We start from the raw sequence: 22,281 nt of genomic DNA, 5'->3' as shown, positions 1-22,281 counted from the left end.
CCAGACATGGGGCGTGGCCGGCCGCGCCGGCCGGCCACGCCCCGCCACCTACAAACTCCGCGCGAGCCGGTCGCTGATCTGCCGCGCGAACCGCGCCGGGTCGGGTAGGTCACCGCCTTCGGCGAGCAGCGCGGTGCCCAGGATGATCTCGGCGAGATCGGCCAGCGCCGGGTCGTCGGAGTTCGCGGCGTGGGCTTCGCGCAGGCCGGTGATCAGGGGGTGGTCGGGGTTGATCTCCAGGATGCGCTTGACCGGCTGGATCTGCTGGTTCATCGCCCGGTACATCTTCTCCAGCATCGGGGTGACGTCGTTGGCGTCGCCGACCACGCAGGCCGCCGAGGTGGTCAGGCGCGAGGACAGGCGGGCCGCCTTGACATGCTCGGCCAGGGTCGCGGCCAGCCAGGGCAGCAGGGTGGCGAAGTCGGCCTCGCGCTTGGTCTTCTCCTCCGTGCTCCCCTCGTCGGTATCGAGGTCGACCTGGCCCTTGGCGATGGACTGGAAGCGGTGGCCGTCGAACTCGGTGACCTGGTCGACCCAGACCTCGTCGACCGGGTCGGTGAGGATCAGGACCTCGTAGCCCTTGGCGGCGAAGGCCTCCATGTGCGGGGAGTTCTCCACCGCCGCGCGGGTGGCGCCGGTGAGGTAGTAGACCGCGTCCTGGCCGTCCTTCATACGCGCCACGTACTCGCGCAGCGTGGTGGTCCCCTGCTCGTCGTGGGTGGACTCCGCCGAGATCAGCTCCAGCAGCGCCTCAGTGTTGTCGGTGTCCTCCAGCAGGCCCTCCTTCAAGACCCTGCCGAACTGGCCCCACAGCCTGGCGTAGCCCTCGGCGTTGCCGGCCTGCATGTCCTTGACAGTGCCCAGGACCTTCTTCACCAGGCGGCGGCGCACGCCGCGGATGTGGCGGTCATGCTGCAGGATCTCGCGGGAGATGTTCAACGACAGGTCGTGCGCGTCCACGACACCCTTAACGAAGCGCAGGTAGTTCGGCATCAGCGCTTCACAGTCATCCATGATGAAGACGCGCTTCACGTACAGCTGCACCCCCCGCTTGGTCTGATGGGAGAACAGATCGAAAGGCGCCTGCGAGGGAATGAACAGCAGCGCGTCATAGGCGAACGTACCCTCCGAGCGCATGTGGATGATCTCCGCCGGGTCAGCCCAGTCATGGCTGATCTGCTGGTAGAACTCGTGATACTCGGCCTCGGTGACCTCGCTGCGGGCCCTGGACCACAGCGCCTTCATCGAGTTCAACGTCTGCGTCTCGCTGACCGACACGCCCTCGGACTCTCCGCGCTCCACCGCCATCCGGATGGGCCAGCGAATGAAGTCCGAATACTGCTTCACGATCGAGCGGATCTTCCACTCGGCCAGGTAGTCCGCCAGGCCGTCCTCGCTGTCGGCGTCCTTCAGATGCAGCGTGACCGTGGTGCCGACGGGCAGGTCGTCAACGGCGGAGATGTCGTAGGTGCCCTCGCCGTTCGACTCCCACAGCGTACCCTCGGCCGTACCGGCGCGGCGGGTGCGCAGCGTGACCTTGTCGGCGACCATGAACGCCGAATAGAAACCGACACCGAACTGGCCGATCAGGCTCTGCGCCGCCTCGGCATCCTTGGCGGCCTTGATCTTCTCCAGCAGGCTCGCAGTGCCGGACTTGGCGATGGTGCCGATCAGCTCCACCACCTCCTCCCGGGACATGCCGATGCCGTTGTCGGCCACGGTCAGGGTGCGCGCGTCTTTGTCGATCTCCAGATCGATGTGCAGATCCGAGGCGTCGACCTCCAGGTCGGAGTCGACCAGGGACTCCAGGCGGAGCTTGTCCAACGCGTCGGAGGCGTTCGAGATCAGCTCACGCAGGAAGATGTCCTTGTTCGAGTAGATCGAGTGGATGACCAGCTGCAGCAACTGGCGGGTCTCGGCCTGGAACTCCAGGGTCTGGGCACTGCTACCCACTGGTGGGTTCTCCTTCGCACGGATGACGGTGTAGACGGTGCAAAAGACCAGTCTGACCGATCCGGGGCCGGGAACGTCACGAAGAGGCGGTTTCCAGTCGCTGCTTCGCCAGGGCGACATCGTGGCGAATGTCGTCACCGGGCCGCTTCGGCACCGCCCGCAGACAGGTCACCGCCTTGCCGGGCACGCCGGCCAGCGTGAGATCCGCCCGCTCGGCGAGCACGACGAGCGGCTCGGCGGGCTCCCCCGACGCCGGGGCGAGGAACCCCAGGCCGCGGTGGATCTCCACCACGACCGTCCCGGCCGGGGCGTTCCGTGCGCTGTAGCGCCACCTGGCCCGCTGGACGGCGCCGGAGGCCAGGACGCCGGCGACCGGCAGCAACACCTCGATGCCGATGCGCAGGGGCCAGCGGATCAGGGGTGAGGGCACTCTCTTGGCGGCTTGCTTGGCGATGGTGCGTGCGGGGGTGCGCATGCTCTTCCTTGTACCCGGTTCCGGCGCTACGAGTCGGGCCGCGGCCACGTTTAGCCGCTGATCTCCTGGCCACAAGGGGCTGGATCGAATATTCAGCCCAGAATCACACCTAGAGGAGTTCCCTTGTATATCGGCGTCGGAACCATCGTGCTCATACTGCTCATCGTTCTCGTCGTGAGGATGATGCGGCGATAGATTATTCCGTGTCGTCGATCCGGATCGTCCTGCGCGGTCCCCGTCCACCCCGGGGCACGGTCACCGTCAGGATGCCGGCCGACAGGTCGGCACGCACCGCTTCGGGATCGGCGTCCGCGGGAAGCGACGTGCGATACCCGAACTGGCCCGCGCGGTGGGCCAGGTAGGTGTCCTGCCCGGCCTCGCCGCGGACGAGGTCGCCGTGGACGGACAGCTGGTGCCCTTCGACGTCGATCGCGATCCGGTCGCGCGGGATGCCGGGCAGCTCCAGCCGGATGCGGTACGCCTCCGCCGTCTCGTCCTCCTCGACGGCCGGCGTCCAGCGGGAACCCCCGATCCAGCCGCCGGTGGCGCGTCCGGCCCAGGTGCCGAGCCGGTCGAGCAGCGAGTCCAGGTCCGACGGGTGCCAGCCGGGCAGGCCCCAGTGCGGGCGCGAGCGGTCCTCGCCGCCTCCGGGGGAAGAGGAGTCATTCATGATGTTTCTCCTTCGCGAATCGGGTTTCGATGGTCCGGGTTTCTGCCCGGGTTTCTGCCGCGCCGTATTGCCAAAGGGCCGGCGGTCAAACGGCACAGTCCGGAGAAATATGCCTTTCGTGCGCCCTATTCCGAAGGCGGCCGGGACTCCTCCTTGCGCAGAATCAGGTTCACCACCAGGGCCGTCCACCCCGTCTGGTGCGAGGCGCCGAGCCCGGCGCCGGTGTCGCCGTGGAAGTACTCGTGGAACGGGATGAGGTCGTGCCAGGCGGGGTCGTGCTGGAAGAGCTTCACGTCGCCGAAGACCGGCCGGCGGCCGTCGGCGTCCTTCAGGAACAGTGAGACCAGGCGGTGGGCGATGTCGTTGGCGATCTGGCGCAGCGTGGCCGGCGGGCCTTCCGGGGCCGGGAACGGGGTGCGCCAGCTGTCGCCGAAGAACTGGTGGTAGCGGTCCAGGGCGTCGATGAGCATGTAGTTCACCGGGAACCACACCGGGCCGCGCCAGTTGGAGTTGCCGCCGAACATGACTGTGCGGCTCTCGCCGGGCTCGTACTCCAGGGTGTACCGGTTGCCGCCGACCGTGAGGGAGAAGGGGTGGTCGTGGTGCTCGCGCGACACTGCGCGCAGGCCGTGGCCGGACAGGAACTCCCGCTCGTCGAGCATGCGGGTGAGCAGCCGGGGCAGGCGGTCGGGGCCGACCATCGCCAGCAGGCGGCGGTCGCCGCTGCGGGTGTCGTCGCCGCCGAGCAGTTCGGTGTACTCCGGCCGGTTCGTGCGGTACCAGCGCACCCGGTTCACCAGCGGGGTGATCGAGCGCAGGTTCGAGGTCGGGACGGAGGTGGCCGCGGCCAGCGGCAGCAGGCCGACCACCGAGCGCACCCGGACCGGGACCAGCTCGGCGCCGGGGCCCTGGAGCACGTCGTAGAAGAAGCCGTCCTGCTCCGACCACAGCCCGATGCTGTACGCCGCCTCGGCGATCAGCGCGAAGTGCTCGTAGAACTTCGGGACGAGGTCGTCGTACGTGGGGTCCTGCCGGGCCAGGATCAGCGCCATCTCCATCATGTTCAGCGAGTACATCGCCATCCACGCGGTGCCGTCGCTCTGCTGCAGGAACGTCCCCGGCGGCAGGCCGTGGTCCCGGTCGAACGGGCCGATGTTGTCCAGGCCCAGGAAGCCCCCTTCGAACACGTTGTCGCCGTCGGGGTCGGCGTGGTTGACCCACCAGGTGAAGTTCATCAGCAGCTTGCGGAACACGCGCTTGAGGAAGTCGAAGTCCCGGGCCCCGTCCAGGTGGAAGACCTGCAGCGCGGCCCAGGCGTGGACCGGCGGGTTGTCGTCGTCGAAGTTCCACTCGTAGGCCGGGATCTGCCCGCAGGAGTGCATGTACCAGCCCTCCAGCAGCAGCTCCAGCTGCTGCTTGGCGAAGGCCGGGTCGACCCGGGCCAGCGCCACGGAGTGGAAGGCCAGGTCCCACGCGGCGAACCAGGGGTACTCCCAGGCGTCGGGCATGGCGATGACGTCGCGCGCCGACAGGTGCCACCAGCGCGCGTTGCGGCCGTGGCCGCGGGCGTCCTCAGCGGGGTAGTAGGGGTCGCCCTTGAGCCAGCGGGCGGCGTTGTAGTGGTAGTACTGCTTGGACCACAGCAGCCCGGCGACGGCCTGCCTCAGCACCAGGGCCTCGTCGGCGGTGCAGCTGGCCGGGGTCAGCTCGGCGAAGAAATCGTCGGCCTCGGCCTGCCGGGCGGCCACGACCGCCTCGAAACCCGGGCCCAGGTCGTACGGCACGGCCGTGGGGTCGGCGAGGCCCTCCGGTCCGGTCGGGTCGGCGAGGTCGGCGAGGTCGGCCAGGCCGGCCAGGCCGCCGAGCGCGCCGAGGGCACCGGCCTCCTCGGAGGTCAGCCGCAGCCGGATCTCGGCGGTCTCCCCCGGCGGCACGGTGAGCACGTAGTGCAGGGCGGCCTTGGTCCCGGTGCAGTCCGGGTTCACGGTCGGAGCGCCGTGCACCACGTGGTCGTTGATGCCGTCCTTCGGGTAGTGCGACCGGCCGGGGACGTTCCACAACAGCGGCGCGTTCGACTCGTTGTCGCAGGCCAGCGGCGTCGGCGCCCCGTCACCGGAGAGCACGATCCGGCCCACGAACCGGTGCTCCCCGACCAGCCGGGCCCCCTCGCCGCGGATGACCGGGAAGTCCCCGTGGTCGGCGAGACCCCAGGCCCAGGTGTTGCGGAACCACAGGTGCGGCAGGACGTGCAGGGTGTCCTGCCGGGGCCCGCGGTTCTCGACCTTGATCAGGACGCACACGTCGCGGGGGCCGGCCTTGGCGTACTCCGCGGTCACCGACCAGTAGCGGTTGTCGTCGAACAGGCCGGTGTCGACGAGTTCGTACTCCGGATCCTCCCGGCCGCGGGACCGGTTGACGTCCAGGAGCTCGCAGTAGGGGTAGGCGGCCTGCGGGTAGTGGTAGCGCCAGCGCATCCAGGAGTGCGTCGGTGTGGAGTCCAGGTACCACCAGTACTCCTTGACGTCCTCGCCGTGGTTCCCCTCCGGACCGGCCAGGCCGAACAGCCGTTCCTTCAGGATCGGGTCGCGGCCGTTCCAGAACGCCAGCGCGAAGCAGAACCACTGCCGGTCGTCGCAGATGCCGGCCAGGCCGTCCTCGTTCCAGCGGTAGGCGCGCGAGCGCGCGTGGTCGTGCGGGAAATAGTCCCAGGCGGTTCCGCCGGACGAGTAGTCCTCCCGGACGGTGCCCCACGCCCGCTCGGCCAGATACGGCCCCCACGCGCGCCACGGCACGCTCCCGTCGTCGGCTGCCTGGAGCCGGGCCTTCTCCGCCTGCATGATCTTCGACCCTAGAGAGCGCTGACAGAACGCGCATTTCGAGACAAGCGTTCAGCCCCCGTCCCACTCCCAGCGGATCCCGACGTTGCCCGGCGGCACCGGCGCGACGTTGACGTGCACCGACCGGTAGCCGGTCAGGGTCAGCTCGCGCGCCTGGCGGCCCTCGTAGGCGAAGCACGCCACCGGCAGCGCGGCCGGGTCGAACCGCACCTGGAGCGCGTACTGCCCGGCCGGGAAGCGGAAGCCGCGGTGGTAGTCGTCGCACTCGGCGCCGGACGTGTCGAGCACCTCGTAGCGGATCAGGTGCGTCTGCCCGATCCCCAGCACCAGGTCGAACAAGAGCTCGGAGACCAGCAGCCCGGCGTCCCGGTCCCGGCGGACCCGCCCGACCCGGCAGTTCTCCAGGGCCCGCAGGTCGACCCGCGCGATGTCCGCGCCCGGGTCGGCGGTCGTGATGGCGATGTAGCGGTCGACGCCGTCCTGGTGCGCCCGCAGGACCTGGAAGGTCTCGCGCCGCGCGCAGGAGCGGCCGCCGTCGATCCACACCAGTTCGTGCTGCGCGGCGATGTGCAGCTTGTCGTCGGCGGTGGTATCCAGCGAGGCGAGCATCTCCTCCACGACCGGCCAGTCGGGCATCAGCTGCCGGTAGGCCCGCGAGCCCTGCGGCAAGCCGGCCGACGGGCCGCGCGGGCGGCGCGGGCCGAGCAGGACCAGCAGGGCGTCCGGCGGCAGGCCCAGGATCTCCTCCAGCGCCGAGACGGCCCGCAGCGAGTCGGGCCGTTCGGGGCGGCGGTGGCCGTTCTGCCAGCAGCTCAGGGTCGCCGTGCCGACCCGGATGCCGCGCGCCGCCAGGTGGCTGCGCAGCCGCTCCAGCGACAGGCCGCGAGCCGCGATCGCGGCGTGCAGCGCCTCCTCGAACGGTCCGGAGCGCAGGACCGCCGGCAGGTTCGAGGCGGCGGCGCGGGCCGCGCCGGTGTGAACATTCACAGATAACCAAGCAAGCGCCGGATTAAGAATCCTGTCAAGGCGCGCTCTTTCACGGTGTCCCCGCGCCGGCCCCCGGAGCCGTGGGCGGCCCGCCCACCTGGACCTACGCTCACGCCACGGTCCCATCGGGACAGCCATCCACAGCAGGGAAAGGAGTCCAGCGTGCCACTCACCCCCGGTATACCGCCCTCGCGGCGGACCCGCCGCTTCCGGGCGGTCGCGGCGCTCGTCGCCGCATTCTCACTCCTGGGCATCATGGCGGTGCCCGCGGCGTCCGCGGCCACGGCGAACCAGCTCGGCATCACCATGCAGGCGCAGCAGGCGTCGAACTGGTGCTGGGCCGCCTCGGGCGACACGGTCGCGACGTACTACGGCCACACCTACTCGCAGAACCAGTTCTGCGACTTGGCGTTCGGCAACAGCCTGAACGTCTCCTGCCCGAACGACGAGGCGACGCTCGCCGACGACCAGAACGCCTTCTCCACGATCGGCATATCGCCGGGCAACTACGTCACCGGCTACCTGTGGTACTCGGCGGTCATCCGGGAGATCGACGCCGGCCGGCCGGTCATGGCGCGGATCCAGTGGTCGTCGGGCGGCGGCCACATGGAAGTGCTCTACGGCTACGACCAGAGCCAGAACTGGGTCTACTGGGGCGATCCGTGGCCGTCGGACAACCGCTACAACTGGGGCGACTACGACTACTACGTCAGCAACAACTCGTTCGAGTGGACGCACTCCCTCGACTACATCGGCGCGTGAGGAGGGACGAGAGATGTTTCGCAGGACTTTGATGACGCTCGCGGTCGCGTCCGGACTCGCCGCGCTGAGCGCGGGGACCGCTTCGGCGGCTTCGGCGGCTTCGGCCGCCTCGTCCGTCCCGGCCCCGGCCCCGGTGGCGCCCAGCAGCGCGGACGTCGCCGCCGCGCACGCCGCGGCGACCGCCACCCTCGGCACGGTCGGCCACTTCCTGGCCGCCGGCGGGCAGAAGCCGCAGGGCAGCGCGCAGCAGCAGGAGACCGCCGCCGCCGCGCTGGCCCCGCGCCTGGACAGCACCACGGTCCCGGTCTACTACCTCGCCGCGGCGTTCGTCGCCGACACGTCGGCGGCCGGCACCGGGGCGCCGGTCGCGAACCTGGCGTTCCTGGCCACCGACGCGGTCGGGACCTCCGGCGCGCACGCCTCGGTGTGGGCGGCGAAGGTCGGGACCGCGTGGAAGGTCGTGAACATCGCCCAGGGCTCCGACGAGACCGCGTACGCCGGGCGGGCCCAGCCCGGCGGAACGGTCTTCGAGGAGCCGCAGATCGGCGCCTGGTACCAGTTGCTCGGCGGACGTGTGCTGCCGCTGGACGACACCGCGCGCCAGTCGGTCGGGACACAGGGCATGAGCCTGGCTGATTACCACAGGCTGGTCCGCTCCCGGTACGCCGACAAGCTGCCCGGCAGCGCCTACGACCGGGCCGGCGTCGCCGGCGGGTTCCAGCCCCGGAACGCCGCGCTCGGCAAGGGATCGGGATCCGGTGCGGACGGGACGGACAGCGCGGCGGTGCTCGGCATCGGCGGTGCCGTGCTGGCGGCCGGCGGCGTGGGGCTCGTCGGCTACCGGCACACCCGCCGACGTGGGAAGACGACCTAGGAATCAGGAGTCTGATGGCCGGGCCGACGGGGCTTCGAGGTCCCGTCGGCCCGGTGGCGTAACCCGGCCACGTATCGGTCAGCGAAAGGGTTTTTATCAGAGACCTCATTTACCGCTCTGGAGAATTGATGAAGCGAATCAGTACCCTGGTCACCGCCGTGTCGACGGGAGCCGCCGCCGTCGCGCTGGTCCTGGGCCCGACGGGCCTGTCCGCCGCGCAGGCGGCCACCTCCCCCGGTTTCGAGGTCGCCTTCCAGGCGCCGTCGACCCGCCTGGTGGAGGTGAATCCCGCCGGTCAGGCGACCATCACCGAGTCGGCGATGGCCCAGCAGACCAGCCCATCGCTGGCCGGCTTGCCCAACGGCACCTTCGACGAGGCTTTCCAGGCCTCGGACCGCACCCTGTGGTTCTCGAACTCCGTCCAGGGCGGACACCAGGTGATCCAGCCGACGTGCAGTACGGCCCCGTACATCGTGACCCCGGGGACCAGCCCGTCCCTGGCGGTCGACAAGCAGGGCATCCAGAACTTCCTGTTCTCCGAGGGCGGCGGCGTGACCAGCCTCGAAGTCCCGGTCCAGAACCAGACCTGCAGCTCCTCCCCGGGGGACATCGCCACCGGGACCAGCCCCTCCGTCGCGGCGTTGAACGTCGGCCCGAACGAGGGCGGGTTCATCTTCGTCGAGGCGTGGGTGGCCGGCAACGGTGTGGTGATGGTGCGGGAGCCCGGCAAGGGCACGCACGTCGCCGGCAACGGCATCCAGGCCGCGCCGGGCACCAGCCCGTCGGTGGCGGCGGGCCTGAACGGCACCTGGAAGCTGGCCTACCAGGGCACCGACAACCGGCTGTGGACGGTGAACAGCGCCGGGGCGACAGCCCAGACGCTGTCGTTCCTGACCCCGGGCACCAGCCCGGCCGTCGCGGGCCTGGCGGACGGCGGCTTCGAGATGGCGTTCGTGGCCGGTGACGGCTCGCTGTGGTCCGACCTGAACGGGAACGGCCATCAGGTCGCCGGCGTGAACGTGGCCCCCGGCAGCAACGCCGCCATCGCCGGGAACAGCGCCGACAGCTGGGAGATCGCGGTGCCCCGCGCCGGGGACCACCACCTGGTGACGGTCACCCCCGGCGACACGGTCCGGGACACCGGCCAGGTCGTCGCCACCAACACCACGCCCGCGGTCACGGGGCTGTTCCCGGTCGCGTCCGGCACCACCGGCAGCGCGCCCCTGACGATGAACGAGCAGCCCACCGTCGGCGGCTTCATCCCCTTCAAGGGACAGTTCCCGCCGTTCGGCTCGACCCAGCCCGGCAAGGTCCTGTCGATCACCTATCCGGCGTCCGGGTTCCTGGACTCGTCGCTGCTTTTCGTGAAGAAGGGCCACTCGACCGCCGAGTGCGGCAATCCGAACTCCGTGGTGGTACTGGGAGAAGGCAAGACCACCACGCCGGCTCAGCTCAGCGCGATCTTCGGTACCTCGACGCCGTCGTTCTCCACGACCAACGCGCTCGGCGCGGTCGCGTGCTTCAGCGGCCCGAGTCCGACGCCGTCGTTCATCAACCTCACGATGAACGTGCAGTTCAACTAGGCAGCACCAGATCCACCAGCCAGATCCGGGCCTGTGTGGCCGGTCCGCCCCTCCCGCAGGGCACCGGCCACGCAGGCCCTGACATGCCCGCTGACCCGCTCGACGAAATCCCGGACCCGCGCTGTCCGCATGCCCGCTCCCCCTAGGTGGCTTCCCGACCCCGCTGCGTGACGGAATCAGGGTTCGAAACACCTTCCGACGGTATCCTTATACCGGATTGACCAGCTCATTCGGGCCCTGCGAAGCACCGCGTTCCGTTGAGGAGACGCCCCATGCCGTTCCGTAGGAAGCGTGACAACCAAGCCGCACCGCAGCCGTCGGTGAGCGTCGTCCGCGACGTCACGGGGAGCGCCGTCGCGATCGGGACGGGCAACACCGTCCTGCACAGCTCCACCATGAAGGGCTCGCCGGCCCAGTCCGCCACCCTGGACCAGGCCATCGCCGCCCTGCGCGTGGCGATCGAGTCCAAGGGCGGCGAGCTCAAGCCGGCGGCGCTTGAGCAGGCCGGACGGATGGACCAGGCCGCGAACAGCGCGCCTCCGGACGCGAAGGCGCTGGCCGCGAGCCGGGAGTGGTTCATGAACCACCTGCCGGCGCTGCTGCCGGCCGTCGCCGAGGTGGCCGAGCATCCCAGCGTCGAGACCGCGCTGAAGGCCGCGGGGCAGGTCATCCGGGGCGGGACCGGTTCTGAGGCCGCGGGCTAGATGAGCACCTCTGTCGACATCCAGCGGGTCCACCGCTCGCAGGTACTGGTCGGGGACGGCAACGTCTCGGTGCTGATCCAGCCCGGTGGCGAGACGACGTTGCAGGCCGGCGAAGGGCTGCTCGACAGCTTGACGCTGCGCGGACTGCCGGCACTGCGCGTCCCGCCGAGCCGCGGTGCGCTGGTCGGCCGCAGCTCCCTGATAGCGGCGGCGGCCGCGGATCTGGACGCCGGGCGCCACGTGCAACTGGTCGGCGCCTCGGGAGTCGGACGGGCGGCCGTGGCCCGGGCGCTGGTCGTGCACTCGGCCGCGGCGCAGCGGCCGGGGGCGGTCCTGCTGGCCGGAGCCGAGCCGCACACCCTCGACTCGCTGTACACCAGGCTGTCAGGGCTCTTCTTCGACGCGCTCTGGCACCGCCCCGACGAACCGGCGCTGCGCGCCGTCACCGGCCGGCTCGGGCCCAGCGGGCTCATCGTGATCGCGGACTGCGACCTGGCCGGCGCGGAGCCCGGGCGGCTGCTCGAGACCTTTCCCCAGTGCCGGTTCCTGGTCACCTCGGCCTCGGCCTCGCCGGCCCTGGAAGCGTCAGGTTCGGTGCACGAGGTCACCGCACTCACCCTCGCCGACGTCGACCTTCTGGTGGCCCAGGCGCTCGGGCGCGAACTGAGCGACCCGGAGCGCGAGCAGGCGCAGACCGCTCACCGCCTGGCCGGCGGACGCGTCGCGGCGCTCGTGACGAGCGCGGCATTCCTGCGCCGCGCCGCCGCGTCCCCGCAGCCCACGGAACTCGTCGCGCTGCCTCCTGACCGGCAGGCCGAACTGCTCTTGGCAGGGTTCGACGAGCCCACCCGCCGCGTCGTCGCCGCCTTGGCCGCGTTCGGTCCGGCACCCGCCTGGCTCTTCCCGGCACTCACCGAGAATGTCTCAGGCCCTGACAGCGACAATCTCGCCCTGGCACTCGCGCAAGCCGGACTGATTCAGGAGTCTGACGATGGCTACGCGATCTCCGAGGACGCCACGAACGCCGCAGGCAACGTGCCCGCGACTGAGACGCACGCGATCGCCGAAAGACTGCGCTCCGCCTACGAGCAGGCGTCCGCCAGCCCGCCGGCGGCGTTCAGCCTCGAAGTGGTCCGGGCGCTGATCGCGGTGCGGGACTGGGAGCCCGCGAGCCGGCTGGCCCGCCAGGCCTCGGCACACGCCGTCGCCGCCGGCCGGATGGAGCCGTGGTCCGAGCTGGTCTCCCTGGGCGCCCAGGCCGCGCAAGAAGCCAGACTCACCGACGACCTGGGCTACTTCCTGCGCCAGCGGCACACCGACGCACTGCTGCGCGACGACCTCGCCGCGGCCGCCCTGCTGCTGACGGCGCTGATGGCGCTCCCGCACGCGATCCCCCCGCCGACGCCCGCCCTGCTGACCCGCGTGCGGCCGGCGCGCCGCGTGCTGAGCACGGGCCGCCACCTGGCCATGGCGGGCCACGGAGCCGGTGCGGTCGCCGCCACGGTCGCGGTGGCCGCCGTCGCGGGCGCGGCGGTGGGCAGCGCGCAAAGCTCTCGGCCCGCGGCCGCGACCCGGCCGCCCGCCGCGACGTCGTCGGCACCGGCGCTCGCGGCATGGATGAACCCGGCGACGGCCGGCGCCCCGACGTGGACCCTGACCACGTCCGCCACGCCGCTGACGCCGCTGACCACCGCGGCCGGGACGGTCCAGGCCCAGTTCCCCGTCATCTCCTCGGGCATCGCCGATCCCGCGCGGCGGACACAGGCCGAAACGGCGTTGCAGCAACCGATCCGGCAGGTCGTGACCGGGGTGGCGAAACTGGTCTCCTCCGCGAAGTCGGCAGGGATCGTGAACTCCGGCTACGGGTCCGGCAGCCAGTCCGTGCCGACCGAGACCACGACGATCACGCAGGCGGGCGACCTGGTCTCGGTCGTCTACCGCTTCGGCGACCCCAACGCCGCCGGCCCCGGGGCACCGGGGGCGATCGCAGTGCTCATGCGCAAGGACAACGCCACCCTGATCCCCCAGCAGGCCGTCCTGACGGCCGCGGCGACCACGCCCGACGGGGCGACGCGGCTGAACGCTCTGGTCGCGTCCCTGCTGCCGCCCAGCCAGGCCACGGCGGTGTATCCGCCGACCGCGACCGGATGCGCGCAGTCCTCGGCCGCCGGTTTCGTCGGCCCCGCCATCGGCGTCACGGCCGACGGCCTGACCTTCTATGTCGGCACCGCGGCGGACTCCTGCGCGGGCGGCATCGCGGTCAGCGTCCCCTACAGCAAGCTCAACGGCCTGGTGAACCCGCTGATCGTCAGTCTCGTCGGGGTCAAGGGAGGCGCGTGATGAGCGGGAAATCCGGCGATCCCGGAACGTCGGCGCAGGCCGCCGCGGTGTCAGTGACCGTCCACGACATCGACGACTCGCAGGTGATCATCGGCAGCGCCAACTTCGCCTTGCACCTCACGGTTGAGGGCCATGCCGGCTACAGCGACCGCGCCGCCTCCGCACCGCTGACCCCGCGCCCGCTGGCCGTGATCAACCCGCGGCGCTCCGCGCCCGAGCCGGTGGGCCGGGCGGCGGTCGTCGAGCAGGCCGAGGCGGCGTTGGTGGACGGCCGCAGCGTGCAGCTGTGCGGGACCCCGGGGGTGGGGAAGACCGCCGTCGCCGAGGCCGTCGCCCGGCGGCTGGCCGCCGCCTCGCGTATTGGCGTGGTGCTGGCCGGCGGACGGCCGCGCAGCGAGCTGTCGGCGTTGTACTCCGAGCTGGCCAAGGTCTTCTTCTCCGTGGACTGGTACGAGCCGGACGAGGCGGTGTTGCGCGCCGAGACCGGACGGCACCTGCCGTCCGGCGTCATCGTGGTCCCGGACTGCGAGCTGTCCTCGGCGGATGCCGAGCGGCTGCTGGGCACCTTCCCCGACTGCGTCTTCCTGCTGTGCTCGCCACAGCAGAGCCTTTACAACGGCGAGGCGGTCCTGGACATCGAACCGCTCGACCTGGACGCCACCCGCGCCCTGGTCGAGCGTGAGCTGGGCCGACCGCTGGCCGGTTTCGAGAACTTGCAGGTCCAGCACATCTACGAGCTCGGCGAGGGCCGGATCTCCCGCGTGCTGGTGTGCGCGGCGTTCTTCCGGCGCGCCTCGGCCGACGCCCGGCAGTACGGTGTCGTCCCGCTGTCGCCGCAGGACCAGATCGCGGTGCTGGTGGCGGGCATCAGCGAGCCGGCGCGGCGCGAGCTGGCGGCGTTGTGCGCCTTCGGGCCCGCGCCCGAGGAACTGCTCGGGACGCTGGCCGGCGGGCTGCCGGACGCGGGGGCCGCCGCCGAGGAGCTCGAGCATGCCGGTCTGGCGGCGTGGACCGGCGGCCTGTTCGCGGCGACCGATGACGCGCGCGAGGCGATGGCACGGCAGGGGTGGGGGGCGGATCCGCGTTCTGCCGCTGATGAGCTGATCCGGATGCTCGCGCGGGCGCGGCAGGAGCCTGATGAGGTTGGAGCGGCGGCAGCGGCACCGGCCACAACCGTCGATCTGCGCCTGTGCGTCACCGTGGCCCAAGCCCTGCTCGACGCCGGCGATCCGGACCGGGCCTCGGCGCTGAGCCGGATCGCGGCCCCCGCCGCGTTGGCTTTAGGGGATCCGCGTTCGTGGTCGGATCTCGTCACGATCGGTGTACGGGCCGCGCGCGAGGGCGGACGCGGCGACGACCTCGTCTACTTCCTCACCGAGGAGCACACGCGATCGCTGCTGACCGGCGACCGCATCGCGGCGGCCGCCGCGTTGACCGCGATCGGGGCCGCCCTCATGCACGGAGGCGTGATCCCGATCGGTCCGGGCGCGCACCACACGGCTCCGCCGAAGACCACGTCCCGCCCGCGCACCCCGCTGAAACAGGCGCTCCAGGACCGGTTCGGGCGCGGCGTGGCCACGGCCGTGATGATCGGCGCGCCGATCGCCGTCGGCGCGGCGGCCGTCGGGACCGGGCTGGGCGCGGCAGCCGTTGCCCGGCCTGCCGCGTCACCGGCCGCGACCACGGCCCCCAGCGCGACCGACACCGCGGCAGCTGCTGCCGTGTCGTCGGCGGCGGCCGGGGCGGCAGCCGCCTTCCCCTATGGCATCGGGAGCAGCCCGATCATCAAGGACGGCGGCGGCGCCAGTCCCTATGAGGGCTCCGCCGACATCCCGGTCGTGACCGGGATGTCGGACAAGGCGTTGGAACAGAAGATCAACGCTGAGCTGAGCGGGACGACCGCCTCCGAGCTCAACAGCTTCTCGGCTTCCTACGCCGGGACGGAACCCGGACTGACCGCACCCGATCCGGAGACCGATTCGGAGACCACCGAGGTGTTCCAGACCGGGCGGCTGATATCGGTGCTGTATCTGGGCTTCCATCACTTCGCGGGCGCGGGCGACAGCAACTACGGCGTCACGACCGTGACCGTCCGCACGGACACCGGGGATGTCATCAACCCGGCCGGCATCCTCACCGCGGCGGCGACCACCAGCGACCTCGACACACTGATCAGTGATCTTCAGGCGCAGCCGACCATCAGCAGCTGCGACGACACCCGCGGAGGGCAGAGCACGCTGACCACATTCCTCCAAGGTGCCCACGGGGGTCAGCCTCCGTTCGCCATGGCCGTGACCTCCGCAGGGCTCTTGGTCTACTTCGGGGACGGCGACATCAGCGGCACCGCGTGCCGGCCCACCGCCCTGCTCACCTGGCAGCAGCTCGGCAGGCTGGTGAATCCGGAGGTGCTGAGTCTGGCGCGGCAGTCGCCCACGGGGAACGTGGCCGTGACCCCGGCACCTGTCCCGACCCCGACCGGACCGCCGGTCGGTACCGCGCCCGCCACGGCGTCCACGTCGGCGTCCACATCGACCCCGACGTCCGCGGCGAGCAGCCCCTCGCCGACCGATCCGGGCTCTGTCGTCACGGCCTACTACGCCGCGATCAACGCCCACGACTACGCCAAGGCCTGGGCCCTCGGCGGCAAGAACCTGAACTCCGACTACAGCTCCTTCAGCAGCGGCTACGGCCAGACCAAGAGCGCCGTCATCACCATCGACTCGGTCAGCGGCAGCAGCGTCAGCGTCACCTTGCACGCGACGCAGACCGACGGCAGCCAGGCGGCCTACGACGGGACGTACACCGTGACCTCCGGGGTGATCACGAGCGCCGACCTGCACAGCGGCTGAGAGGGGTCCTGCCAGTACCTGGAACGGCGAGGACTCGCAGCTCCCCGCGGTTGCGGCTTGGATGGACACCAAGAGGCCGCGACCGCGAGGAAGGCTCGACACCATGCAGCACACCACACTCGGAACCCTGGACGTCGGCCGCATCGGCCTGGGCGCCATGTCGATGGCCGGCGTCTACAGCCGCGAAGGCCTGGACGACGCCGAGGCCGTCCGCACCATCCACCGCGCCCTGGACCTGGGCGTCACCCTGGTCGACACCGCCGAGATCTACGGGCCGTACACCAACGAGGAGCTGGTCGGGCGCGCCATCGCCGACCGCCGCGACCAGGTGGTGCTGGCCACGAAGTTCGGCTTCGTCTCGCACGCCGGGGCCGGGCCGGGTCACCTGGACAGCAGCCCGGCCAATATCCGGACCGCGGTCGAGGGCTCGCTGCGCCGGCTGGGCACGGACCACATCGACCTGTACTACCAGCACCGGGTGGACCCGGCCACGCCGATCGAGGACGTCGCCGGCACGCTGGCCGACCTGGTCGCCGAGGGCAAGGTGCGGCACATCGGACTGTCGGAGGCCGGGCCGGAGACCATCCGGCGCGCGCACGCCGTGCACCCGGTCACCGCCGTGCAGTCCGAGTACTCGCTGTGGACCCGGGACCAGGAGCCGAAGGTGCTGCCGCTGCTGCGCGAGCTGGGCATCGGCTTCGTCGCCTACTCCCCGCTCGGCCGCGGCTTCCTGACCGGCGCCATCCGCTCCCGGGCAGACCTGGCCGCCGACGACTCCCGCACCAGCAACCCGCGCTTCGCCGACGGCAATTTCGACGCCAACCTGCGCATCCTGGCCGAGGTCGACGCCGTCGCCGCGGAAGCCGGCGCCACCCCGGCCCAGATCGCGCTGGCCTGGCTGCTGGCCCAGGGCGAGGACATCGTCCCGATCCCCGGCACCCGCCACACCCACCGGCTGGAGGAGAACCTCGCCGCCGACGCCGTGAAGCTCACCGGCGAGCAGCTCGCCAGGCTCACCGCCGTGGTCCCGGCGGTCGGCGACCACCACACCGAGGCGCAGATGCGGATGCTGGAGCGCTGAGCGGCGCGCCGACGTTCGTCGAACCCTGACCCACCACGCCTCAGGTCTCAGACCTCGAAGAAAGCGAACATCACCATGACCACCCAGCCCAGCCCGGCCCAGCGCCTGATCGGCGACACCGCACCGAAGCTCGTGGAGCTGACCGACCAGGTGCTGTTCGGCGACGTGTGGGAGCGGCCCGAGCTGTCCCCGCGCGACCGCAGCCTGATCACGGTCGCCGCCCTCGTCGCGCTCTACCGCCTGGAGCAGCTCCCCGCCCACCTGCGCCGGGCCCTGGACAACGGCCTGAGCCCGGCCGAACTCGGCGAGGCCATCACCCACCTGGCGTTCTACGCCGGCTGGCCCAGCGCCATGAGCGCGGCCACGGCGCTGCGCGGCATCGTTGAGGAGAACGCGACCCGGACCGAGGAGCAATGATGGCCGACACCGCTTGGAGCACCGGCGAACTGGAGCAGATCGCGTCGCGCGACGAACTGGACGTCGCGCCCCGCCGCAACGACGGCACGCTGACCAAGCCGCGGATCGTGTGGATGGTGCGCGTCGGCGGCGACGTCTACATCCGCTCGGTCCAGGGCACCGAGGGCGCCTGGTACCGCACCACGCGCGGCCGCGGCGAAGGCCACGTGAACACCGGCACGGTCGACAAGGACGTCACGTTCCTCGACGTCGAGGACTCCGACGGCCTCCAGGACCGCATCGACGCCGCGTACCGCGCCAAGTACAGCCGCTACCCGGGCCCGGTGGCCTCGATCACGGCGGCCAAGGCCCGAGCCACGACCATGCGGCTGGTACCGCGGTAAGACACGGCACGAGCCACACAGCGGCGCCACACGGCAGCACCGCAGCACCACACGGCAGCGCCACGGACGGAACACCGGCACGACCGCGCCGGCCAAGGAAGTCGCCGTCGTGATCGGCCCCGGCGGCATCGGCCGGACGATCGCCCGCCGGGTCGGGGCCGGCCGCACGCTGCTGCTGGCCGGCTACGGCGAGCAGGAGACGCGAGACGCCGCCGAGCAGCTGCGCGGCGACGGCTACGACACCGCCGTCGCGCCCACCGACATCTCCGACCGCGAGGCCGTCGAGGCCCTGGCCGCCGAGGCCGCCGCGCTGGGCCCGGTCACCCGGGTCATCCACGCCGCGGGCGTCTCCCCCACCCAGGCGAGCATCGAACGCATCCTGCACGTGGACCTGCTCGGCACCGCCTTCGTCCTCGACGCGTTCGCCCGCGTCGTCGCACCGGGCGGCGCGGGGATCGTGGTGGCCAGCATGGCCGGACATCGGGAGAGCCCGTACGAGCGCGCCGTAGAACGCGCGCTGGCCACCACCCCGACCGCGGAGCTACTGGCCCTGCCGTTCCTGGCGCCCGAGGCCATCGGCTCGACCGTCCACGCCGACGCGCTGTCCAAGCGCGCCAACTCCCTGCGGGTGCAGACCGCCGCCGCGGCGTGGGGCAAGCGCGGGGCGCGCGTCAACGCGATCAGCCCCGGCGTCGTCATCACCCCGCTGGCCCTGGACGAGTTGTCCGGCCCGCGCAAGGACCGGTTCGAGCACGTGCGCGAGGTGTGCGCCGCCCACCGGTTCGCCACGCCCGACGAGGTCGGCGACGTCGCAGCGTTCCTGCTCGGCGCGCAGGCCGGGTTCATCACGGGGGCGGATCTGCTGATGGACGGCGGGGTGACCGCGGCTCTGCGGGTCGGCGAGCTGACGACCTGACCGTCCCGGAGCGCCGGTCCGGGCCGGCTCACTCCCCGCCGAGCGCCTTCTCCAGCTCCGCCTAGGTCATCGTGGACCGGCCATGGAGTTGCGCCGCTTGGCCTCGTATTGACGTTCCCGCTTGTCGCTCCATGCTTTAGGCATGAATCTCCATGCCCGGTGGCACGGTCGGCAAACAGCGTCGAGCTGTTGTCCCGTCAATTATATTCCCACGACGGCAAATCCATTACCCCGCCGGTTTTTGGCAATTGCCCCACCGGAGCACACCGCCTCCGTTAGGCTGAAGCGAATTCGCGTTCTGCGACGTTGAGGGGGCGTTGTGTCGGGCTCAGGTAAAACGAATCAACGGAGGTCCCACCGGAACAGACGGTGGATGATCCTCGCCTCCGCGCTGTCGGTGACCGTCCTCAGTGCGGCAGCGTGCACTGCGACTTCCTCCAGCGCGGGCTCAGGGGGTGGCGGCGACAGCTCGGCGGGCAACACCGCCGACTACTACCAGCAGCCGAAAGACGCGATCGTCCAGGATTTCAACGTCGCGAAGGTCTCGGTGGGCGGCCTGGACGTCAACGCGTCAGTCGTCCAGGGCCTGGGCTGCCCGAACCTCAGCGCCCTCGGATGGGTCTACCCTTCCTCGATCACGCCCGGCTTGACCTCGAGCGACCGGCCGGGCGCCGGCCCGACCCATGCGGGGAAGACCTGGGATCAGGCACCCGCGGCGTTCGGCGTGGTGGCCCCGAGCCCCGTGGCGATGGACCTCGTTCTGACCTCGACGTCCGACAACGCCATCACCTTGGCGGCCCCGGACGTCCACGTGCTGTCGACAGGCGCGCAGATCAAGGGACTCTGGCTCAACATCACGGGAGGGTGTGGGGCGGGGCCCTGCAACCCGGATCCCCCGAAAACCTACTATGACCTCGATAAACCATACCCCTACCTGTTGTCCGGATCCGCGGTGCCGGACGGCTTGGGAGATTGCGGTACGGATTATCCCAGCACAATCCCACCACACGGCACGTTCACCGTTGAGCTGTTGGTCACGACCGAAAAGTGCGACTGCCGATGGGATACCCGACTGAGCTGGGTGAACGGCACCTCGAAGCACACCCTCACCGTCAACGACGCCGGGAAGCCTTTCGAGATAACATCCGTCAAAGGAAATCCAGCCATCATGTGGGAGTACAGCGGCACTGGAAAAGACGGCTGGGTCAGCTCTCAGTACACGCCATGACTAACTCAGCGCCCACAACCTGATGGTGTTGTCGCCGCTCGCACTGGCAAGCAGCTTGCCATTCGGACTGAACGCCACCTGGAACACAACCAGTTCGTGCCCCATAAGCGGTCCGCCAATAGGCTGTGGGTCAGCAGGATCGGCTAGAGACCACAAGCGGATGGTCCGGTCGTAGCCGGCGCTGGCCAGTGTTCCCCCATCAGGACTGAAGACCACTGATGTGACCGCATCGGAATGTCCTTGGATGACGTAGGGCGTCGGCGCCGCACGTCGATCTGACAGGTTCCACAACCGTACGTTTTCATCGTATCCGCCCGCCGCGAGCAACCTCCCGTCCGGACTGAGCGCGACGGAGTCGACGATCGCGGAGCCGGCGCTGAGCACCGGCCGCGAGAGCGACGGCGCGGTCGGGTGACTGAGACTCCAAAGCGCTGCGGTCCCGTTTCCACCGGCGCTGGCGAGCATGGTGGTGCGAGCCGCGAAAGCGACGGATTGAACCCTGGTCACACCATCGCTGCCGAACGGTCCGCCTGATCCGTCCGCGAGAGCAGGGCCGGCGATCGACCAGACGCGCATCGTCGTGTCATCGCTGCAGCTGACCGCGATCACACCGTCGTCGCGGAAGGCGACGGCGTTGACGGCCGCGGAATGGCCGACCAGCACAGAACCGGGTGAGCCCGGATGCGGCGGGGTAAGATCCCAGAGCCTGATCGTCGTGTCCTCGCCGGCGCTGGCGAGGGTTCTGCCGTCCGGGCTGATGCTCACCATCGAGACGTGATTGGTGTGGCCCAGCAACGGCGCGCCCATCGGGATCGCGTTCGCGGGCACGGCGACGTTCCACAGCCGCACAGTACGGTCATAGCCACCGCTGGCAAGCATGCGGTTGTCGGGGCTGAAGCAGACGGACTTCACCATGTCCGTATGCTGCGTCAGTGGCGCGCCGATGAACGTGGCCTGGGTGATCGGCTGGATCGGCGGTGCCTCGGAGTGACTGCCGCCGGCCGGCACCAGCGTTCGCAGCCCGAGCCAGCCGGTCCCCACCGCGGCCATGCCCACCACCCCGGCGGTGAGCAGCCCGCGACGCCTGAGCAGCGACACCGCCGACTTTCCGCTGTGGATTTCCTCGACCGGACCGGTGAGAACAGCATTGCCGTCGGATCGAGCGTTGCGGGCAAACGGCCTATCGCGAGCACCGCGTATGGCACTGTCGACCGGCTCAGCCAAGCCGGTCGACCGAAGCCGCTCGTTCACGGCGCGGTAGACCTGTTCGATACTGAGCGCATCGAGATCGACATCGATGCCGTGGCCGATGACGTCGATCAGCGCTTGCACGAAATATGTGGGCGAGCCGTCGGTCGGCGCGCTGGCGCGTTCCTCCGCTTCGCTCGCTCCGATGAAGTACAGCCCCACATACGGATTCCCGGATCTGCTCGCCGACCCGATTTGGTGGTTACCCCTGTTGGCGAGTTCGGCGAAACAGCAGTCCAGAATGACGATCTTCGTCTTGGCCGGCGACCCGCTGATGATCTGAGCGAGCCTGTCGTACAGCATTCCGGTCGACGGCAACAACTCGGGATGGGGATCGGTATCGCGCAGCGCCAGCGCGAGCGTCGAATCCATGGTGCGGAAGCCGTGCCCTGCGTAGTAGACAAGCAGCAGGTCCTCGACGTCACCCACTTCGGGCTGGACGAGTCGCGCAAGCGCGGCCGGATCAGGCGCGTCCGCTATGGTTCTCAACTCGTCCTGAGACCACCCGCACAGCTCGCCGCACAGCAGGTCCGTCATCGCGGTCAAGCTCGCGGACGCGGCGGGCAGGTCGATGATCGTGGACTCGGTGTACCGGGAGTTCGCGATGAGTACAGCCCGTCGCGAGCGGAAGGGATCACTCCCCACTTATCAACTCCCGCAAAAGCGCCAGCGCCTCGTCGGCGTCCCCCGTGGTGATCTTGATGGTGGTATCGCCTTTCCGGATCTTCAGCTTGAAGCGGGAACCACGCGACTTCACCAGGGTCCTGACCATCTCCAGGAGGGCTACCGCTCCCCCTTCCGTGAAACCCACGATGAGGGCATCTGAGACGCCACCCATGTAGCCGGGCTCGGTCTGCGCAGAGGTCGGCGTGACGCTGATTCCCTCTTTGCCGCGCAACTCCCTGTACACCGCGTCGAGATCATCGGGCGAGAAGGCGGAAATCTCCAGCGTCTGCTCTGCGCCTGCCACGGAA

The 22,281-nt window shown here is 70.4% G+C and carries 17 protein-coding genes and 1 pseudogene; 11 read left to right on the top strand and 7 right to left on the bottom strand.

Features of this window, described 5'->3' with window-relative positions; translation table 11 throughout:
* Positions 1 to 48: 48 nt before the first annotated feature.
* The 5 genes from htpG to ABH926_RS29305 all read right to left on the bottom strand — a co-directional run bounded on the left by htpG (position 49) and on the right by ABH926_RS29305 (position 6,922).
* Positions 49 to 1,953, bottom strand: coding sequence for a molecular chaperone HtpG (htpG, locus tag ABH926_RS29325; protein WP_370369069.1), 1,905 nt, complete (start codon positions 1,951 to 1,953; stop codon positions 49 to 51).
* A 76-nt stretch (positions 1,954 to 2,029) separates the two neighbouring features.
* The gene (locus ABH926_RS29320) at positions 2,030 to 2,428 is read right to left on the bottom strand and encodes a hypothetical protein (protein ID WP_370369068.1); all 399 of its coding nucleotides are present in this window, start codon (positions 2,426 to 2,428) and stop codon (positions 2,030 to 2,032) included.
* Between the two features lie 196 nt (positions 2,429 to 2,624).
* Positions 2,625 to 3,098 (bottom strand): Hsp20/alpha crystallin family protein, encoded by a 474-nt coding sequence (locus ABH926_RS29315; protein ID WP_370369067.1) that lies wholly within the window; start codon positions 3,096 to 3,098, stop codon positions 2,625 to 2,627.
* A 125-nt stretch (positions 3,099 to 3,223) separates the two neighbouring features.
* Positions 3,224 to 5,935 carry a glucosidase gene (locus tag ABH926_RS29310; protein WP_370369066.1) on the bottom strand — a complete coding sequence of 904 codons (2,712 nt, stop codon included), beginning with the start codon at positions 5,933 to 5,935 and terminating at the stop codon, positions 3,224 to 3,226.
* A gap of 51 nt (positions 5,936 to 5,986) precedes the next feature.
* On the bottom strand, positions 5,987 to 6,922 hold the full coding sequence (locus ABH926_RS29305; RefSeq protein ID WP_370369065.1) for a helix-turn-helix domain-containing protein: 936 nt from the start codon (positions 6,920 to 6,922) through the stop codon (positions 5,987 to 5,989).
* Between the two features lie 162 nt (positions 6,923 to 7,084).
* Here ABH926_RS29305 and ABH926_RS29300 point away from each other — a divergent pair, with 162 nt between their 5' ends.
* The 11 genes and pseudogenes from ABH926_RS29300 (at position 7,085) to ABH926_RS29250 (ending at position 20,059) form a co-directional block, all read left to right on the top strand.
* Positions 7,085 to 7,684 (top strand): papain-like cysteine protease family protein, encoded by a 600-nt coding sequence (locus ABH926_RS29300; RefSeq protein WP_370369064.1) that lies wholly within the window; start codon positions 7,085 to 7,087, stop codon positions 7,682 to 7,684.
* A gap of 31 nt (positions 7,685 to 7,715) precedes the next feature.
* Positions 7,716 to 8,558, top strand: coding sequence for a hypothetical protein (locus tag ABH926_RS29295; RefSeq protein ID WP_370369063.1), 843 nt, complete (start codon positions 7,716 to 7,718; stop codon positions 8,556 to 8,558).
* A 128-nt stretch (positions 8,559 to 8,686) separates the two neighbouring features.
* Positions 8,687 to 10,141: a hypothetical protein gene (locus tag ABH926_RS29290; protein WP_370369062.1), complete on the top strand. Its 1,455-nt coding sequence runs from the start codon at positions 8,687 to 8,689 to the stop codon at positions 10,139 to 10,141.
* A gap of 272 nt (positions 10,142 to 10,413) precedes the next feature.
* Entirely contained in the window at positions 10,414 to 10,845 is a 432-nt protein-coding gene (locus tag ABH926_RS29285; protein ID WP_370369061.1) for a hypothetical protein, read from the top strand.
* The gene (locus ABH926_RS29280; protein ID WP_370369060.1) at positions 10,846 to 13,185 is read left to right on the top strand and encodes a hypothetical protein; all 2,340 of its coding nucleotides are present in this window, start codon (positions 10,846 to 10,848) and stop codon (positions 13,183 to 13,185) included. It begins immediately after the preceding gene.
* The gene (locus tag ABH926_RS29275; RefSeq protein ID WP_370369059.1) at positions 13,185 to 16,034 is read left to right on the top strand and encodes a hypothetical protein; all 2,850 of its coding nucleotides are present in this window, start codon (positions 13,185 to 13,187) and stop codon (positions 16,032 to 16,034) included. Before ABH926_RS29280 ends, ABH926_RS29275 begins: the two co-directional genes overlap by 1 nt.
* 103 nt (positions 16,035 to 16,137) lie before the next feature.
* A complete protein-coding gene (locus ABH926_RS29270; protein WP_370369058.1) occupies positions 16,138 to 17,115 on the top strand; it encodes an aldo/keto reductase in 978 nt (325 codons plus the stop codon).
* A gap of 75 nt (positions 17,116 to 17,190) precedes the next feature.
* Positions 17,191 to 17,532 (top strand): carboxymuconolactone decarboxylase family protein, encoded by a 342-nt coding sequence (locus ABH926_RS29265; protein ID WP_370369057.1) that lies wholly within the window; start codon positions 17,191 to 17,193, stop codon positions 17,530 to 17,532.
* Positions 17,529 to 17,915, top strand: coding sequence for a DUF2255 family protein (locus ABH926_RS29260; protein ID WP_370369056.1), 387 nt, complete (start codon positions 17,529 to 17,531; stop codon positions 17,913 to 17,915). The genes ABH926_RS29265 and ABH926_RS29260 overlap by 4 nt, the downstream gene beginning before the upstream one ends.
* A 94-nt stretch (positions 17,916 to 18,009) precedes the next feature.
* Positions 18,010 to 18,831, top strand: a pseudogene (locus tag ABH926_RS29255) (SDR family oxidoreductase); the annotation flags it as partial.
* Between the two features lie 373 nt (positions 18,832 to 19,204).
* Positions 19,205 to 20,059: a hypothetical protein gene (locus ABH926_RS29250; protein WP_370369055.1), complete on the top strand. Its 855-nt coding sequence runs from the start codon at positions 19,205 to 19,207 to the stop codon at positions 20,057 to 20,059.
* On the opposite strand, the gene ABH926_RS29245 is transcribed toward ABH926_RS29250, so the two are convergent.
* Both ABH926_RS29245 and ABH926_RS29240 read right to left on the bottom strand, forming a co-directional pair.
* Entirely contained in the window at positions 20,060 to 21,952 is a 1,893-nt protein-coding gene (locus ABH926_RS29245) for a caspase family protein (RefSeq protein ID WP_370369054.1), read from the bottom strand.
* Entirely contained in the window at positions 21,942 to 22,277 is a 336-nt protein-coding gene (locus tag ABH926_RS29240; RefSeq protein WP_370369053.1) for a hypothetical protein, read from the bottom strand. The genes ABH926_RS29245 and ABH926_RS29240 overlap by 11 nt, the downstream gene beginning before the upstream one ends.
* Positions 22,278 to 22,281 lie beyond the last annotated feature (4 nt).

The sequence above is a fragment of the Catenulispora sp. GP43 genome, from assembly GCF_041260665.1.
Classification (GTDB): Bacteria; Actinomycetota; Actinomycetes; order Streptomycetales; family Catenulisporaceae; genus Catenulispora.
Note: the sequence above shows the minus strand (reverse complement) of the source record. Positions and strands in the feature narration are given on the sequence as shown.